Origin of the sequence: Acetobacter sp. (assembly GCF_047721705.1) — a bacterium.
GTDB lineage: Bacteria > Pseudomonadota > Alphaproteobacteria > Acetobacterales > Acetobacteraceae > Acetobacter.
In genome coordinates, this window is sequence record NZ_JBDNXK010000007.1 from 1 (window position 1) to 16,683 (window position 16,683).

General features: G+C 56.6%; 10 protein-coding genes. 7 read left to right on the forward strand and 3 right to left on the reverse strand.

The genetic code is table 11. From position 1 onward, the window contains the following. Positions 1-229 precede the first annotated feature (229 nt). Together ABF824_RS02140 and ABF824_RS02145 are read left to right on the forward strand one after the other, a co-directional pair. Complete coding sequence (locus tag ABF824_RS02140) at positions 230-2,107, forward strand: phospholipase C (RefSeq protein WP_415486234.1); 1,878 nt, start codon at positions 230-232, stop codon at positions 2,105-2,107. Next, a complete protein-coding gene (locus tag ABF824_RS02145) occupies positions 2,104-3,459 on the forward strand; it encodes a cytochrome-c peroxidase (protein ID WP_415486182.1) in 1,356 nt (451 codons plus the stop codon). Before ABF824_RS02140 ends, ABF824_RS02145 begins: the two co-directional genes overlap by 4 nt. A 73-nt stretch (positions 3,460-3,532) precedes the next feature. Here the strand turns inward: ABF824_RS02145 and ABF824_RS02150 are convergent, their stop codons facing one another. The 3 genes from ABF824_RS02150 to ABF824_RS02160 form a co-directional block, all read right to left on the reverse strand. Further along, positions 3,533-7,690 (reverse strand): GDSL-type esterase/lipase family protein, encoded by a 4,158-nt coding sequence (locus ABF824_RS02150; protein ID WP_415486183.1) that lies wholly within the window; start codon positions 7,688-7,690, stop codon positions 3,533-3,535. Between the two features lie 206 nt (positions 7,691-7,896). Continuing rightward, positions 7,897-9,216: an ammonium transporter gene (locus ABF824_RS02155; protein WP_415486184.1), complete on the reverse strand. Its 1,320-nt coding sequence runs from the start codon at positions 9,214-9,216 to the stop codon at positions 7,897-7,899. Between the two features lie 60 nt (positions 9,217-9,276). Continuing rightward, positions 9,277-10,020 carry a tetratricopeptide repeat protein gene (locus ABF824_RS02160; RefSeq protein ID WP_415486185.1) on the reverse strand — a complete coding sequence of 248 codons (744 nt, stop codon included), beginning with the start codon at positions 10,018-10,020 and terminating at the stop codon, positions 9,277-9,279. A gap of 167 nt (positions 10,021-10,187) precedes the next feature. On the opposite strand from ABF824_RS02160, the gene ABF824_RS02165 reads away from it, so the two are divergent. The 5 genes from ABF824_RS02165 to ABF824_RS02185 all read left to right on the forward strand — a co-directional run bounded on the left by ABF824_RS02165 (position 10,188) and on the right by ABF824_RS02185 (position 16,545). Then, positions 10,188-11,513, forward strand: a complete 1,326-nt coding sequence (locus ABF824_RS02165) for an anthranilate synthase component I family protein (RefSeq protein ID WP_415486186.1) — start codon at positions 10,188-10,190, stop codon at positions 11,511-11,513. Next, positions 11,510-12,310, forward strand: coding sequence for an aminotransferase class IV (locus ABF824_RS02170; protein WP_415486187.1), 801 nt, complete (start codon positions 11,510-11,512; stop codon positions 12,308-12,310). The genes ABF824_RS02165 and ABF824_RS02170 overlap by 4 nt, the downstream gene beginning before the upstream one ends. A 126-nt stretch (positions 12,311-12,436) precedes the next feature. Continuing rightward, the gene (locus tag ABF824_RS02175) at positions 12,437-12,745 is read left to right on the forward strand and encodes a hypothetical protein (RefSeq protein ID WP_415486189.1); all 309 of its coding nucleotides are present in this window, start codon (positions 12,437-12,439) and stop codon (positions 12,743-12,745) included. Positions 12,746-12,842: 97 nt separating this feature from the next. After that, positions 12,843-13,400 (forward strand): protein-export chaperone SecB, encoded by a 558-nt coding sequence (locus ABF824_RS02180; RefSeq protein ID WP_415486190.1) that lies wholly within the window; start codon positions 12,843-12,845, stop codon positions 13,398-13,400. A gap of 148 nt (positions 13,401-13,548) precedes the next feature. Next, positions 13,549-16,545, forward strand: a complete 2,997-nt coding sequence (locus ABF824_RS02185) for a glycosyltransferase (RefSeq protein ID WP_415486191.1) — start codon at positions 13,549-13,551, stop codon at positions 16,543-16,545. Positions 16,546-16,683: the final 138 nt, after the last annotated feature.

Here is a 16,683-nt window from a genome sequence, read left to right on the forward strand (position 1 = left end):
CATAAAAGCATCACACTCAATGACAGATAATTAATCTAGTTACGCAGCGTCTCATCAGTTTTCGGAGTGTCTTTTCAAGAGGTTTTGTCGCAGTTTCCTGCATTCCTTTCCGGTTGACGGGGGCCAGTAAAATGGCTTCTCCCGGAGTGACGTGCGGATGCAGTCGGGGCTGGGCTTGAAAAGAGCTGCAAAAAGAAAGGTCGCTATCGTGTTCGCAAAACGCACGCGGATGACATTGTCCGCAATGTTGTGCCTGTCAGTCTTCACGCCGAACCTCGGATTTGCTTCGGCTTCCACGAGTGGTCTGTTTTCCAGCTCATCAAAGAGCAGCGCCACAACGAAGACGCCGATCAAGCATCTTGTGGTGATCTATCAGGAAAACGTCTCCTTCGATCATTATTTCGCTACCTATCCCAAGGCGCTGAACCCGACAGGCGAGCCAGCTTTCAAAGCTAAATCAGGCACGCCGAGCGTCAACAATCTGCGCAACAATGACCTGTTGAGCAGCAACCCCAATACCAACTCGGCTAACGGTGCAGGTGCGGCGCTTCCGTTCCGTCTCGACCGTACGCAGGCCAGCACGGCGGATCAGAATCACGCTTACACCGCCGAGCAGATGGCTTACGACAATGGCAAGGCCGATCTGTTCCCGCTTTATACCGGTTCAGGTACGGCTGGTGGCGTTGGCGCATTCGGCACGACGGCTCAGGTTCTGGGTTACTATGACGGCAACACCGTCACGTCCTATTGGCGCTATGCCCAGCGTTTCGCGATGAGCGACAACGCTTACACCGATACATACGGTCCTTCGACGCCGGGTGCGCTGGAAGTGGTCTCCGGTCAGACCAATGGCATGAAGATCATCGCCACCACGAAAAAGCCGAGCACGAAAGAAACGTCGTCTGCTTTTGTCGAGGACGGGCAGGGCGGTTACACAATGGTCAATGACATTGACCCCGCCTACGACACCTGTTCTTCAGCGACCAATCAGGTGCTGATGACGGGCAAGAACATTGGTGATCTGCTCAACGAGAAGAACATCACCTGGGGCGGCTTCATGGGTGGCTTCGAGCTTTCGAAGACCAATGAAAACGGCTCCACGGGATGTGCTCGCGCCACCACTTCGACCATCGTGTCACAGACGGTTGTGGATTACATCCCACACCACAACTGGTTCCAGTACTACGAGAGCACGTCCAACCCGACGCATGCCCGTCCGACGTCCATGGCTTCCGTTGGCTACACGAATATCCCGGGCAGCAACCAGAAAGATCCGGCCAATCACCAGTACGATCTGGATGATTTCTATGCGTCTGTGAAAAGCGGCAACTTCCCCGCCGTCTCTTACATCAAGATGCCTGCCTATCAGGACGGTCATGCCGGTTATTCCGATCCGCTTGATGAGCAGGTTGGCGTGACGAAGCTCGTCAACTTCATCCAGAAGCAGAAGGAATGGAAAGATACCGCTATCGTCATCACCTATGATGACTCCGATGGCTGGTATGACCACGCTTTCACTACACCGACACATGCTTCCTATGCTTCTTCCGCTGATCAGCTGAATGGTGACAGCGTCTGCGGCACCGGCACGGCGCCGACAGGTGTTGAAGGCAAGCCGGTTAATGGTCGTTGTGGCCCGGGCACACGTATCCCGCTGCTGGTTCTTTCTCCTTGGGCAAAGACGAACCATGTCAGCCACACGCTGGTTACGGAAGCGTCTGTTGTCCGCTTTATCGAAGACAACTGGCTGAGCGGCAAGCGTCTTGGTGGTGGTTCCTTTGATGCGACCGCGGGCAAGCTTGACGATCTGTTCGACTTTACGCGTTCCGCTCAGACTGAAACGCTGCTACTTGATCCGGACACGGGTGATGTGCGCTATGATGGAACGGCACACAAGAATTCGTCTGGTGACGAAAGCACGAACTCTGGTTCCCAGAACAACAATGGTTCGTCATCGAACAATTCTGGCAGTGGTTCAGACAGTGGGTCTTCTTCTGGTTCCACGGCTGACAGTTCAACCGGTCTGATCGCCCAACTTCTCAATCAGATCGCTGCACAACTTGCCAGCTTCTGGTCTTCCCTGACATCACTTCTGTTTGGTAAATGAGAAAACACTTTGCTCAGGTGCAGTTCCTTCGGGGCTGCACCACTTTTCTTTCTGTTCTCCTGAGTATTGCCGGGACGGCAAAAGCGGAGAGCGCCTGTACGCCGCATGACGATGGGGTCAATCCTTGCCCCGTCGAAGTGCGGCGTTCGGTTATACAGCCCTTGTCGGCGATGGCCCAGATCGGGAAAGCCATCTTCTACGACAAGGAGCTTTCCGGTTCCGGAAAACTATCCTGTGCATCCTGTCATGACCCGCACAATCACTATGCGCCATCGGATGCTTCACCAGTTTTTCTCGGCGGTCAGAATCTGACCAGTGAAGGACGTCGTGCGGTCCCGACGCTGACATATCTTGAACGTCAGCCGCCTTTCAGCATTGGTCCGGATGATGCAGTCAATGAAGGTGAAGGGCCGACCATAACGGCGGCCACGGCAGCGGGCACGCCTCATGGCCCGAAAAGTGCCACGAATACGCAAAGCTCGGCCACCAACCTTGTTCCGCAAGGCGGTCTGTTCTGGGATGGTCGTGCCGACACATTTCAGCAGCAGGTTCATGGGCCATTGTATGATCCGGCGGAAATGGCTTCCTCACCTGAAAAAGTCATTGCCCGTCTGAAAAGTGCTCCATACGGCGAAATGCTTAAGCAACTGGCTGGGCCTGCTGGCGAAGCTTCTCCAGCATTTCTTCTTGATGAAGCCCTGTTCGCCCTGTCACGCTATCAGATTGAAGAGCCCTCTTTTCATTCGTACTCCAGCAAGTTTGACAGATGGCTGGCAGGAAAAGAGACTTTATCCTTGCGGGAAGTGCAGGGATATCGGCTGTTCAATGACCCTATGAAGGGAAACTGTGCTGCCTGTCATGTGGACACGGTGACGCGCGATCATCTGCCTCCCGTTTTTACGGATCATCAGTACGAGGCGCTTGGCGCACCGCGCAACCTTCTGCTTTCTCGCACGCATGACACATCATATTACGATCTTGGCGTGTGTGATAAACAGAAAGACGGACGCAAGACACTTGCGGATTATTGCGGGATGTTCGCGACGCCGACATTGCGCAACGTCGCAACACGTAAGGTCTTTTTCCACAACGGTGTTTTCCGTTCTCTGGAAGAAGTTCTTGATTTTTATGTGCTGCGCGATCTTCAGCCAGAAAAATTCTACAGCAAAGATGCGCATGGGCATGTCAAACTCTATGATGACATCCCGGCACAATATAAAAAGAATGTTGACGTCTCAGATGCGCCCTTCGATCGCCGGCCCGGTGATAAACCGGCTCTTTCCGAAGAAGAGAGGGGCGCTATCGTGGAATTTTTAAAAACCCTAACGGATGATGAAAAGGTAAAGCCGTAAAGTTTTACGGTGTTTCAGAGAGGTCCTGAGATACCTCCACCTGTAAAGCAGAGGTATCTCAGGATTTATTTGATCAATAGAAGATATAAGTCTGAGTTTTGCGGCTTTCCATCGAGGTCATCATGGCGGACTGCACGATAGGCGCGATGAGAGCGTGGCCCGGAGCGAGGGGATGCACGTCATCGCTTGAGGAAATGTACCAGCCTTTGTTTTTCTGAATCGTGTTTGACAGATCAGAACCAATATCAATCACCGTGACTCGGTTGTCTCCCGGGTAAGCTGCTCTATAGGCCTGCACGGCGTTATTGAAGACCGTGAGCCATGATGCGTTGTACTTCCCTGAGTAATAAAAACCGAATGGCATGATCATGAACAGCCATGCTGTCGGTGCTGCGGCGCGGTGGGCGATCATGGCCTGTGTCATTGCAGCCTGTGCATCTGACGGGTTGGCGCCGCTCAGCGCTTCGTTGGTGAGATAGTTGATGGCAATGGCAGCAGGTTCCGTGTCTGCATCCCCATAGGAGGACAGATGGGAATTACTGTCCAGTGCCGAAACATTGGCATCAATCTTGTTCCAGCGACTCTGGCTGTCAGTATAGATTCCGCCTGTGCCGTCATTGGATCCGGTTACATAATAATAGGCAGGAACATCGCCAGTGCTATCTCCGGGGATGAGATAGCCGGAGTAACCACAGGCAGAAATGCAGACTTCATAGCCTTGTAGACGCAGGCTCTGGAGAACCTGAAACGAGTAGCTGTAAACGATTTCGTTCTTATTGTTGTTGGCTTCAATGCCTTCGGTAATGCTGTCACCGATGATTTTTACCCAACCTTTGCTGCCAGCAACCGACGTGCCGGATGCAGAGGCAGCGTCCAGTGTCAGGCCGGAAACAAGCAGATTGTTGGAACCCTGATTCCAGCGTGCCTGCTGCGGCGTGTAATCGAGAATGGCAAAAAGAACATTTTCGGCGGACGGTGTAATATTGGAAAGTGTAATGTCACCCGTAGCAGCGACAGTCGAGGCAACGCCGTTCAGATACAGGGTGACATAGGCACCCGTGGTGCTGGGCCCGAGATGCAGTACGGCCGTCGGGCTGGCTGATGCCGTCCAGGTGAAGACGAAATACGCACCGACATTCCATGTCCTGCGCCAACTGGATCCCGTCCGGCCTGCATCACCATACCAGTTGCCCGGAGAGAACAGGAATGCAGGATTGTCGACGAGAATAAGACCACCTGCACTTGGGACCATCGGCGTGGCGCTCTGTTCGGCCGCCACCGTCGTGCCCATGGCATTTGTTGCACCAACCGTCACATAAGCGGGCGATCCGTTGGTCAGATTCGAAATGACGTAGGAGCCCGCAGCACTCAGAGTCGTGACAGGCGTGGTGCTTTCTCCACCAGAGCTGGTCCCCACATAGATCGGATAGCCAGTAATCGTCGCACCGCCATTGCTTGCGGGCGCAACGACTGTGACTGTGATCGTGCCGTTGCCTGCTTTCAGACTGAAAGTCGGCACTCCTGGCTTGGTGGCGGTTGTCTGTGCCGTCACCGTCACAGCAGCCGGGTTGGTCAGACCGCCATTGTTCGTGGCGCTGATCGTTCCGGAACCAGCGGTGGATGGTGTAAAGGTAACTGTCTGAGTAGCCGTCGAACCGGCTTTGAATGTCACGGTCGTGCTGCTGAATGCGCCCGTGACCGTGCTGGTCAGCGTCACGACCACATCAGCCGCAGGCGCGGCATCAGGTGTCAGTGTGTAGGTCCCAGCGGAACCAACAGTCAGCGACGCAGGGCCTGTGAGGGTATATTTCGTCGCCGTCACTGCTGCCGTCTGTGCTGTCACGGTCAACGCAGCCGGATTCGTGAGCGATCCGTTGTTTGTGGCGCTGATTGCCCCTGACCCAGCCGCAGACGCTGTGAAGGTGACTGTCTGCGCTGCTGTGGAACCTGCGGGAAGCGTCACGGTCGGACTGCTGAAAGCGCCCGTCAGCGTGCTGGTTAGCGTGACAACCACAGCAGTGGTCGGTGCGGCGTCCGGTGTCAGCGTGAAGGTGCCAGCTGTTCCGACTGTCAGAGACGACGGGCCGGTGAGTGTGTATTTCGTGGCGCCAGATGCTCCCACCACCAGACTGAGTGCCGCCGGATTGGTCAGGGAGCCGCTATTGGTGCCGGTGATCGACTTCGTGCCTGCGGTCTTGCCCGTGTAAGTGAGCGTCTTGGTTGCATTGCTGCCGGCGTCAAATTCGACTGTCGTGGGTGAGAATGTGCCGCCGCCGCTGTTGTCCGAAGGCGTAACGGTGATCTTGCGCTGGGCGATGACATCGTTGGCCGGATCAAGCAGCCGCTCTGCCCACACAGCTGCGATCTTTCCATAGGTCGCCTCGGTCGGGTGCAGGTTGTTGAACATCGCATAGCCGGACGACGTGGGCGAATTCCCGAACTCGTTGGACAGATCGAGCAGCGGAATATTCTGCGCATCACTGAAGGCTTCAAGAGCCGCGCGCCATGCGACGATACCTGTTGCGTAGTCGCTTCGATTGATCGGCTGGTATACGGCAAGGATGACTGGAGAATTCTGCGCGACCAGCGCTTCCAGCGTCGCCGACATCTGCCCCAGAAATTTCTGCGCGGATGTTGCATCGGTGATGTCGTCATTGATGCCTGTGTTGACCAGCACAAGGTCGGGCACCATGTCCACCATGGCGGTAACGGAGTTGTACTTCGACCACGCCGTATCGACAGGGCCAACGATCTGGTAGGTCGTTCCGCCCGCAATGCCTAGATTGCAGATCGTCATATAGGGCTGTGTGCTGTGTTCGCAGATCACGCCGCAGAAAAACTGCTGCCCTGATCCCGAACCCATAACGGTGACAGTGCCGATTGTCCCTTCGGTGATCGAAAAGGTCTGCGACTTGACGACGCCCGAGTTTGCAATGGCCGCTGCGGTCTGGACAGCTTGGTCATCCACCTGAACAGTGAAGGTGCCTTTGCTGCCGTAATCGACATAAACAACCGTAATTTGGTTATAAGTCTTGGTCGATCCGGTGGTGAATACGAAACCGTCGCCCGCTGCCGTCAGCGTGATGGCGTTTGCGCCAAGAGACGAAACGCCTCCAAATGCGCCTCCACCGACAAACGATACGCGGCTGTCTGCGTCAGGCTCGTTGCCTGAACCGAAGAAGTTGTCGTAGCTGACCCGGAGACCCGCCGTTTCAAGCTGCTGGGCAAGCTGCGCCGGGTAGCCATTAAGGCGACATCCGGTGACGCCGGAACTTCCTGTGCCGGTGCCGACACCAACTGTTGTGCTGTCACCCGCCGCGCAGACACGGAACTGTGTCGTCAGTGTCCCGGCTTTAAGGGCCGCAAGTTTCGTGATGTAGTTCTGAAGCTGGTTCTTGGTGTCCCAGTTATAAAAGGTGTTGGTCGTAAGCGGTGTGGGCGCGACAGTCAGCGTCGCCGTGCCGTTGACTGCAATCTGAGCGTTGTCAGCAGTGACCGTGTAGCCAGACCATGGAATGACTGCGCCGGTATCTGATGAACTGGAGGAATCCGAACCACTGAAGACTGAAATTTCCTTCACGCCAGCGGTATTGTTCTGCGTTCCATAAACACAGAGACCAACCGAGCCAGCTACATTCTGTAGCGCGGTAGTATTGATCAGCGTGTTGCTGGTGCCGGAATCGTAGGATCCCATCGCATTGCCGCTGCTATCCGTGACAGACACCACAATCTGGGACGTCGTATCCGTGACCTGATCGAGCTGGATATCAATCGTAACCAGTTCGCCGTTGGTCAGATTGGAAATGCCAGAGACCGATGAAGAGCCGATGGAATTGGTCGTGCTGCCTCCAACCATCGGAAAAATGTGGATGTACGGATTTTTGGCGACACTATCGATGGCGACGAGATAGCCATTGAATGTGCTGGCAGTGGTGGAGCGGTTGGCGCGAAGCATGAACCAGACTGTCTGGTTCTCATCTACCCGATAGGATGCCGTAATCCGCTGGGACATCCCATCTTCGGACTGCGGCCGGTAGAGAGGACCACCCGACCAGGGGGTACTTTCCTTGATGGAACTCAGATAATAACCGCTTGTGTCCGACCAGAGCGTGGTGGCGGACCAGACATTGCCGGTAATGTCGATCCAGTTGTCGATCAGGGTTTGTCCGGCACCGACAGCGCTGAGCGCGCCTGTGATTTTTGTATCTAAAACTTCTGTCCAGGTCGTCATTTATAAATAAATTCCTTGAAATCAGGCGTGACAACGCGATCGCCACACGGAATGCGTCATCAGTAACTGTCTCTTTGCTTTGTGCGGGGCTTAAAAATTATTCTGTGATGTAATAGTGGAAATATATGATGTCAGAGTGATTGTTGATTTGTAATATTTGTTCTTTTATTTGGGCACGCAGAATCTCAAATTAAAATCTTTGCTCCCTATTCTTTCCTGTCCCAATAAGTGGCGTCCATGCCTACTCTTTCGCATTCACGAGAAATGCGCAGTCCGGAGGTAAGCTCGAACATCCGGCAGAGCGCATAGGCAGGCACCGCAGCCAGCAGAACGACAACACTGATGCCGACAAGTTGCAGGAAAGGGGATATATGCGCGTGCCCAACGACGTAAGGGGCGGCAAGATCAGGAAACCCACCGGTCGCTGTGCCCCAATGGATAAAACCCCCCGCCAATGACCCTGCAATTCCCGGCCCGAAGGCCAGAGGAGCCACCTTGGGTTCATCGATGCGCATGGTCACGAGCAACCGGCTGACCATTACGGCGAGGATGGGACCGATCACTCCGAATGTCAGGCTTTCCAAGGAGCTTGCGACATCGAAGATTGTCCCGGTCATCACGGCCCCCGCAATGGGACCGAAAAAGACCCAGACAGGTTCACGCAACCGGGTGGCGAGGAACGCACCGCTTACGCCGCCACCCAGCAGCGCGCAGAATACGTTCTTGAGCACAATGCCAATACCCGTCTGCGCCATGGTGATACCGTAAACGCTTTTTCCGGGGGTGATCCATGTCGAGCCTAAAGCAATCAGGGGGATCGCCATAAAAACGAACAGCGCCCCAGATGCGATGTTGCCGTAGCTTGAAGGGTGTGGCTGTATCCCCTCCGGATCGGCCGCAAAAACACCTGCGCGCGGCCCCATGCGCCAAGCCGTTACCAGTGTCCATGTGCCTGTAAAGACGTAGAGCGCGACTGCACCTTCGAAGTCATGCAGTCCACGATTGGTCAGGGGGGAGAGGGGCCCCCATGTGAGAAAGGCGGCAAGAGGACAGAAGATCAGGCCGATAGCAAGCGCCATGACATAAAGAGGTGCGCTGCGAATGCGCTCCACAGTGCCGCTGTGAATGAGGGCAACCGTCGCCATGGCGAAGGTCACAAAAAACACCGAGAATACCTGCTGTGTATCGGCTCCGGGCACGAGCTTGGGATCCTGCGCAATGGCTGGGGTGTTCATGGGCGCGCTTCCCAGCCACCAGTCGGCGAAAGCCTGCTCAAGCGGGTGGGGGGAGCCGAAAGCCGTGTAAAACTGCCACTGCCAGATGGCGTCTCCCACGAAGAACGTCGCAAGGCCACCAATCATGCAGGTCGTGATTTTCTGCACCCAGCAGTGCAGAACATTCTCTTTACGAACAAGTCCCGCATCGACAAGCCCCAATCCGATCAGGACCAGAACGACGCTGACAGCGCTGACGACATAAATGAACGCCGACAGGACATTGGCTGTCGAAACCTGCTCAGGAAACATGCGCGATACCCCCACTCAGGGATGCTTGCCTGAATGAAGCAGCCTTACGCAAGCACGATGTCACGCGTTGCCAATAACGCTTTCGACGCGCTGCTTCACGGTCTTGAGCAACTCTGTATCGCCCTGCTCCCCTAGAGCGCTTAGAGAACGATCCATGGCCTGAAGAATGTCAGGGGTGGTTTCAGGATCGGCCATGACGCGACGCCACCAGACAAGCGCATCCGCAACCTGCCCGGATTCCGCCAGAGCAGTCGCAAAATTATGCTGTCCCCGATAATCTCCATTTTCAGCTGAACGTTGATACCATTTTAGCGCCGCTTCCCGGTCCTGTTCGACTTCCCACCCCTCTTCAAGAAAGCGGGCATACAGATTCATCGATTTGGCGTGGCCTTTGTTGGCTGCTTCCCGGAAAAGCAGGAACGCCCGGGGGCGATCAACGGGCACACCAAGTCCGCGCAGCAGCAGGATGGCAAGATTGTAGCGTCCCCACTCATCACCAAATGAAGCGGCCTTTTCATAATACTCAGCCGCTTTTGTAAGGTTCTTTTCTACCCCATGCCCGAAATGATGACAGCGTCCCAGCATGTTGTAGGCAGGACCGAAGCCGGAGCGGGCGGCAATGTGAAACCAGCCGAGGGCCGCAGCCGGATCGCTCCGCATAAACGTGCTGCTCAGGAGCGCCTGTCCCCACTGGGTCTGCGCCAACGGATCACCCTTGAGCGCTTTGAGGCGTATGGCTTCGATGTGATCCGGAAGAGGCTGCGCTGTAGAAGCACGTTTGCGATGGGGAAGGCGGACGATCATGCTGCATCTCTAGTTGAGAAGGAGTCGCAGTATCATTTCGTTCGGGTGTGACGCAAGGAACAAGGACGCATAACCTCCATCCCCGTTCTGCGTTGCTATGACATAAGCCGACGTTTCCAGATAAAAACGATCTGCCCTCCTCAGCCGTCTGCGTGTATGAGACAGCCATGTCGTCGTCTTCGCATGTTATCGAGCATCCTTGGGTGGACCCGTGGCGCGTTGTCTCCGCATATCGTCATGCGCCGTGGATGGCGTTCCTCGACAGCGGGGGCGCACCCACGGGAGAGCGGGCGCGATGGTCCTTTCTCTGTGTAAATCCCACCGAAACATTGATGGTGCAGGGCGGCCGTATACTGCGGAATGGCCAACCCGCTGCAGGTGATGCATGGACTCATCTGCGTGACATGCAGCGGCACTTGCGACAGATGCCGCAAAGCACTCTGCCATTTACGGGTGGTCTCGTGGGGTTGGCCTCCTATGAAGCGGGGATGGCGCTGGAGGGAGTGGCCTCACGACACAATGCATGCACACCCATCCTTGCGGCGGCGTCCTACGATAATGTCCTGATTTTCGACCGTCTGGAAAAGAGAGTTTTTCAGACAGGAGATTTTCCGTTTTCTATCGATGAAATGCCTGTCCTGCCTTCGGCTCCTCCAATTGCCTTCCAACCGGACATGGATCGGAACGCGTGGATTGCGGCTGTTCGGGATATTGTCCGCTTCATCGGCGCTGGCGATATTTTTCAGGCCAACCTGACGGTTCGTTGGCACGGTGACGTGCCACCTTGTTTTGACGAATTCGCCGCATATGGAGCCATACGTCAGCAGTCGCCTGCGCCATTCGGAGCTTATCTCCGCTGCGGGGATGGTGCGGATTTTTCGTTGCTCAGTGCATCGGTGGAGCGGTTTCTGTCGCTTTCCGTCGAAGGGCAAGTCGAGACACGCCCCATCAAAGGAACAGCGCCTTTAGGGCAAAGTGACGAACAAAGAAGAAAGTTTTCCGATTTTCTTCAGGCGGACATAAAAGAGAATGCAGAAAATCTGATGATCACCGACCTGATGCGCAATGATATCGGACGTGTGTGCGATATCGGCTCGGTGTCGGTGCCGCAACTTTGCGCGGTGGAGCAGTTTACTCACGTGCACCATCTGGTGTCCTGCGTGCAGGGCCAACTGAAACAGGGGCTGGATGCCATCGACCTGCTGCGCGCGACGTTGCCGCCGGGGTCTGTGACAGGTGCCCCCAAACGAAGAGCAATGGAAATCATCGATCAGGTCGAACGATCCGCGCGGGGTGCCTATTGCGGCAGCATATTCCGTATAGGGCGGGATGGCGCAATGGATAGTTCCGTCGTGATCCGTAGCGTGGAACGGAATGGTTCCTTTCTGTCGATAGGAGCGGGGGGTGGCATTACATGGCCCTCCGATCCCCAGCGTGAACATGACGAGATACAGCTCAAGGTTGCGCCGCTTCTGGGAGTGTTCGGTCAATGACGGATAGCGTGTGGCTTGATGGCAGGATTGTCCCGGCAAAGGACGCTGTAATCGCGCCCACTGATCGCGGTTTTCTTCTGGGCGACGGGTTGTTCGAGACAATGCGGCTGACGGAGGGATGTGTGCCGCATCTTGAACGTCATCTTTCCCGTTTGGAAACGGGATGCGCGACGTTGCATCTACCGCCCCCGGACAGAACGCTGCTTCAGAAAGCTGTTGCCGATCTCGTTGTCGCGACAGGGCTAAAAAGTGGCTCCATGCGTCTGACCGTGACAAGAGGATGCGGTCCTCGTGGGTTGCTGCCGCCTGTTGATGTGAAACCAACCGTTCTGCTGACTTGTGCCGCGTCCTCTCCTCCTTCCGTGCAGCCGGTCAGACTGGCAACCAGCCGTTACGTGCGCGACGGATCGTCACCGCTTTCGCAAGTAAAATCGCTGAATTACCTGCCGATGGTCATGGCGCGGATGGAGGCAGTCGCTGCCGGTTATGACGATGCACTGTTGCCAGGTGTGGGGCGCGTCGTGGCGGAGGCCAGCGCTGCGAACATCCTGCTGCTGCTGGACGGCGAAGTCGTCACGCCGCCTGTGACGGATGGCGCTCTGCCCGGCACTTCCCGCGCACGGCTGCTGGAGGCAGGAGTGTGCAGGGAACAGTCCGTGCCGCTCAATGTGTGGTCGCGGGTTTCTGCGGCGTGGCTGGTCTCGGCGTTATCATTGCAGCCTGTGGCCTCGGTCGATTCATGCGCGTTGCGGGAAGAGCCAGCATGGGAACAGAAGTTGCGGGCATTTCTGTTCTAAGGAACGTGATACTCCCCGGAAGTTCAACAGAACTGCGCCGGAAACAGCCCCCAGCATGACTTGCTTCGCTCTGCAGAGCATGGTTTCGTGACAGTCCCTCCCGTCGTCAGGAGAAAGGGTTCATCGATGGTCACCATCCTGCCTTTCGATCTGTCATCAAAGTCGCTTCGTCCCACACCAATACGGGACAAGATATGGGCGGTGGTCGCTCTTGTGGGGCCGAAACGGCGTGTCGCCAGTATTCATTCATCCCGTCCCGCCGCAGTATCGGACTGTCTCTGGCGACGTGAGCAGGTGAAGGCTTATGCCCGCTTTCTGGCCGACGCGCTGGAACCGGCGCCAGTCTATCACATTGCACTGATCCATCGTGGCGAACTGCCGAAAGGCTGGTCCCCCATGCCGGCGCTCGGAGTCCTTCAGGGGCGTTTCATTTAATCGAAAGAGTTGCCCCGTTACACTCGTCGGCGGGCAGGGAGTTTGCTAAAGCCTTCTGCAAGCACGATTTACAGCAACACGGAAAGTTCCTTCAGGCATGGTCGATCAGAACACGATGGAATCGGTGACAGGTGCAGCAAACGCAACAGGCGGCGCGGACAGCGTTTCCGGTGGCAAACCGCAGGCGTCCGCTGTCCCGACAGTGCTGATGGGTGCCCAGTATGTGCGTAGCGTCACGTTTAACGCGCTGGATTCCGCGCTGATTCACACCCGGCCTCCCGTTCGCCCCAACACGGCCATGACACTGGACGTGCTGGCCCGGCAGGTGGCCGAGAACCGTCCGGAATTCGAAGTCGATGTCGTCCTGAACTGCGTCGGGCGCGCCGATGCGCCGGTTGAGGGAGGCGAGGGCGCCGTTCTTTTCGAAACGCAGATCACCTATTCCGGCATGTTTTCGCTGCGCAATGCGACGGCAGAAACTCTCGAGCCGCTTCTTCTCGTCGAAGCGCCAAAGATGCTGTTCCCGGCCGCGCGAAACTATCTGGCGGATATTACCCGCGAGGCAGGCTTCCTGCCGGTCATCATCCAGCATGTCGATTTTCTGGCGCTGTGGCACTCGCGCCGTCAACAGACGCAGAACAATACCGCCGGTTAAGTTCTGTCGGTTCGCTCAGCGCCCCGAATTGGCGGCGTTGAGTTGATCTGCGATGCTAGTTGGGCGACTGTATCAGGGACGCCTCGGTTGGCGTCGCGACAGCGGGTGAGTTCTTCTCGAAACCAGCCGCCGGTTTTTGCGAGGTCAGGTGTCGTCGGTCTGTGTATCCCATTCCGTAGCTGAGCCCATCTGGGCAGAATTTGATGCCGAATGGTACCGGCATTGCTATCACGACGCACTGGGCGCTCTGGCGGATGGGTCAGTCGAAGAACTGGAGGCGCATTACGCCACGACCGGCAAGAGCCTGCGTTTTTCGCCAAATCGTTATTTTGACGAAGACTGGTATCTCGCCACTCATCCGGATGTTGCTGCTGCTGTTGCCGCAGGCACGTTTGCATCCGGTTTCGACCATTACCTGTCCGACGGTTACGTCAACCGTTCCCCTCACTGGCTGTTTTCCGAGGAAGGCTATCTCGCCCGTTATCCCGATCTGACGCGGGCGGCGTTTGATCGGCTCCACGTGAAAAATGGCTACGATCATTACCTGCGTTACGGGGACAAGGCATTCCGTTCAGGGCATCTGTTTTTCGATCCGCACCTTTATTACAGCAAAGCGGTCATCTCGAATGCCGATGCGTCTTCAGCGACGGCGATTCCGGAAAGAGGCCCGTTCGCCAGTTTTCTTGCGGATGACACGCAGGGAACCGATCTGCGTGTCAGCTGGTATTTTGATCCCGTCTGGTATCTTTCGACCTATCCGGAAGTCACCACGGCTATCGAAAAAGGTGAAGTTCGTAGCGCCCTGCACCACTTTCTGACCAATCCCTCTCCGAGCGCCTATAATCCGTTGGAATGGTTCTCCGAGGATTACTATCTCGGCCTCTATCCCGATATTGCGCATGCCATCACGGGTGGAAAGTTGCGCTCCGCCTACGATCATTTTGTGCGTTACGGCGCTTTCGAACGCAGGAAGCCCCATCCTGACGTCGATCTCAATACTTATTTCTTCTCGGGCACGGTGCGCGCTGATATCGAACGGGGAGTGGTGCGGGACGTGTTCGTCCACTGGCTGTCCCGCCGTCATCTCCGCCCGCTCGATGCGGGTCTGGCGCGGCCCGCGATCCGCACTTTCGAGGAACTGGCCGTTCGAAAGGCTGAAAACCTTCTCCCACTGCTGGTGCGTCAGCCGCTGGATTTCACGGTGGGCGCAGAAAAGCCGCAGGTCAGTGTCGTGCTGTTCGTCCGCAATCGACTGCCTCTGACCCTTTCCACGCTTTCGGCTCTGCGTATGGCGTCCGCTGGCGCACTTGATGTCACCGTGGTTGACGGCGGCTCGCGCGACGACACGACCCGTATCGGTCACTTCGTCAAGGGAATCCGTGTCCTGCGCATGGACCGGCTGACGACGCGTGCGCAGGCCATGCAGGCGGCTTTGCAGCATGTTCAGACTTCCACCGTCCTGTGGTTGGGGCAGGGCATGCGTCTGGCGCACGGAGCCTTGCAGGCAGCCCTGACCGCAATGGACACCCAACCATTGTCGGGTGAAAGAAAACCAGTAGGCATTGTCGTCGGTCGCGTGTTGCGGGCCGACGGCCGTATCGGTGAGGCAGGCGCGCTTCTCGGGGGGGATGGCTCACTCTCGTCCTATCTGAATGATGCCGATGCAAAGGCGCCGGAAGCCTGTTTCAGTCGGCTTGTGCGTTGCGCCACGCAGCCAGCAGTCCTTATCCGCCGCACGCTTCTTGAGCAGGCAGGTGGTTTCGATGCTGCGTTCGAAACGGAGGCTGCCCAGTTGGCCTCTCTCTGTCTGAGTGCGGCCGAACATGGGTATGGCACGCTGTATGAGTCGGCGATGATCGTTGCGCAGGATGTCTGGAACCCTGACGGAAGCGATTATGACGCGACTGATCGGAAGCTGCTTCGGCGTCGTCATGCCGCTGTCGTCGGGAAAGCCTGGCCTCCCGCGCCCGTTCTGGCGACGCGGGGAAGGAGTGTGGCGGCCACCGCGTCGAAGCGGATACTGTTCATAGAGGACCAGATACCGGCCCGTCGTCTGGGGTCTGGTTTCGTACGCTCCAACGACATCGTGAGGACAATGGTGGCGCTAGGACATCAGGTCACGGTCTACCCGATCTACGCTTCCACGGCGCCAATGCCTTCGATTTACGCGGATTTTCCTCCCGAAGTCGAAGTGCTGCATGATCGCGGTTTCGATACGTTGGCCACATTCCTTCAGGAGCGTAACGGCGCTTATGACTGCGTATGGGTCGGTCGTACGCATAATATCGGTCGTATGATGCCAGTGCTCATGGCCAACGCGGCGGCTCTGCCGCTGGATGCTATCGTGCTGGATACGGAAGCCGTCACTGCGCCGCGCACGGTTCTCAAGGCCAGCCTGTTCAACGAACCCCTCACGCAAACGCTGGATGAAGCACTGGATGTGGAACTGGCGGATGCGTGGCTGTGTCGGATGATCGTGGCTGTCAACGCGCTTGATGTGCGCATTCTGCGGGAAGCAGGCTACGAAAATGTTGCCGAACTTGGTCACATGTGCCCGGTGCGCCCGACCTCCGCTGGCTGGGGCGAGCGGCGGAATATGCTGTTTCTGGGTGCGATCCATGAGCCGAATGCGCCCAATCATGACAGTCTGGTCTGGTTCGTGGACAAGGTACTGCCTCTGCTCAAAGGGCGTCTGCCGGAAGATGTGCGCTTTACCGTTGCCGGCTTCCGTGGCGCATCCGTCGATCTGAGTGCTCTGGGGCAGGATCCCCGCGTCGAACTGGTGGGGGCGGTGGAGAACCCGTCAGAACTGTATGCGTCGCATCGGATTTTCATTGCGCCGACGCGGTTTGCCGGAGGCATCCCCTTCAAGGTTCATGAAGCCGCCTCTTATGGGTTGCCTGTCGTGGCATCCGATCTGCTGTGCCGTCAGCTTGGCTGGCGCAACGGACTGGAGATCATGTCCGGGGGCGATAACGATCCCGAACGGTTCGCGGCCCAGATCGTGGCACTCTATACCGACGAGGAATTGTGGCGCACGGTCAGGGAAGGCGCCTTGCGGATTCTTGAGACTGAAAACAGCGCCAAGGCCTATTCCGTGCGTTTGAACAGCATTTTGCGGACTGTTCTCTCACCACCTCGGTAAATTCTTGTCCATCTGGTCAGATTTTTCCGGTTTTTCCGGTAATCGGATGGCGGATAGTCTTGCGGTTTTATAAAGTTTCTTTTTAGTAACGTTCTGGGTCAGGAAGCCGCAGCGCTTCCCATCGGAGCAAGGTGAGAC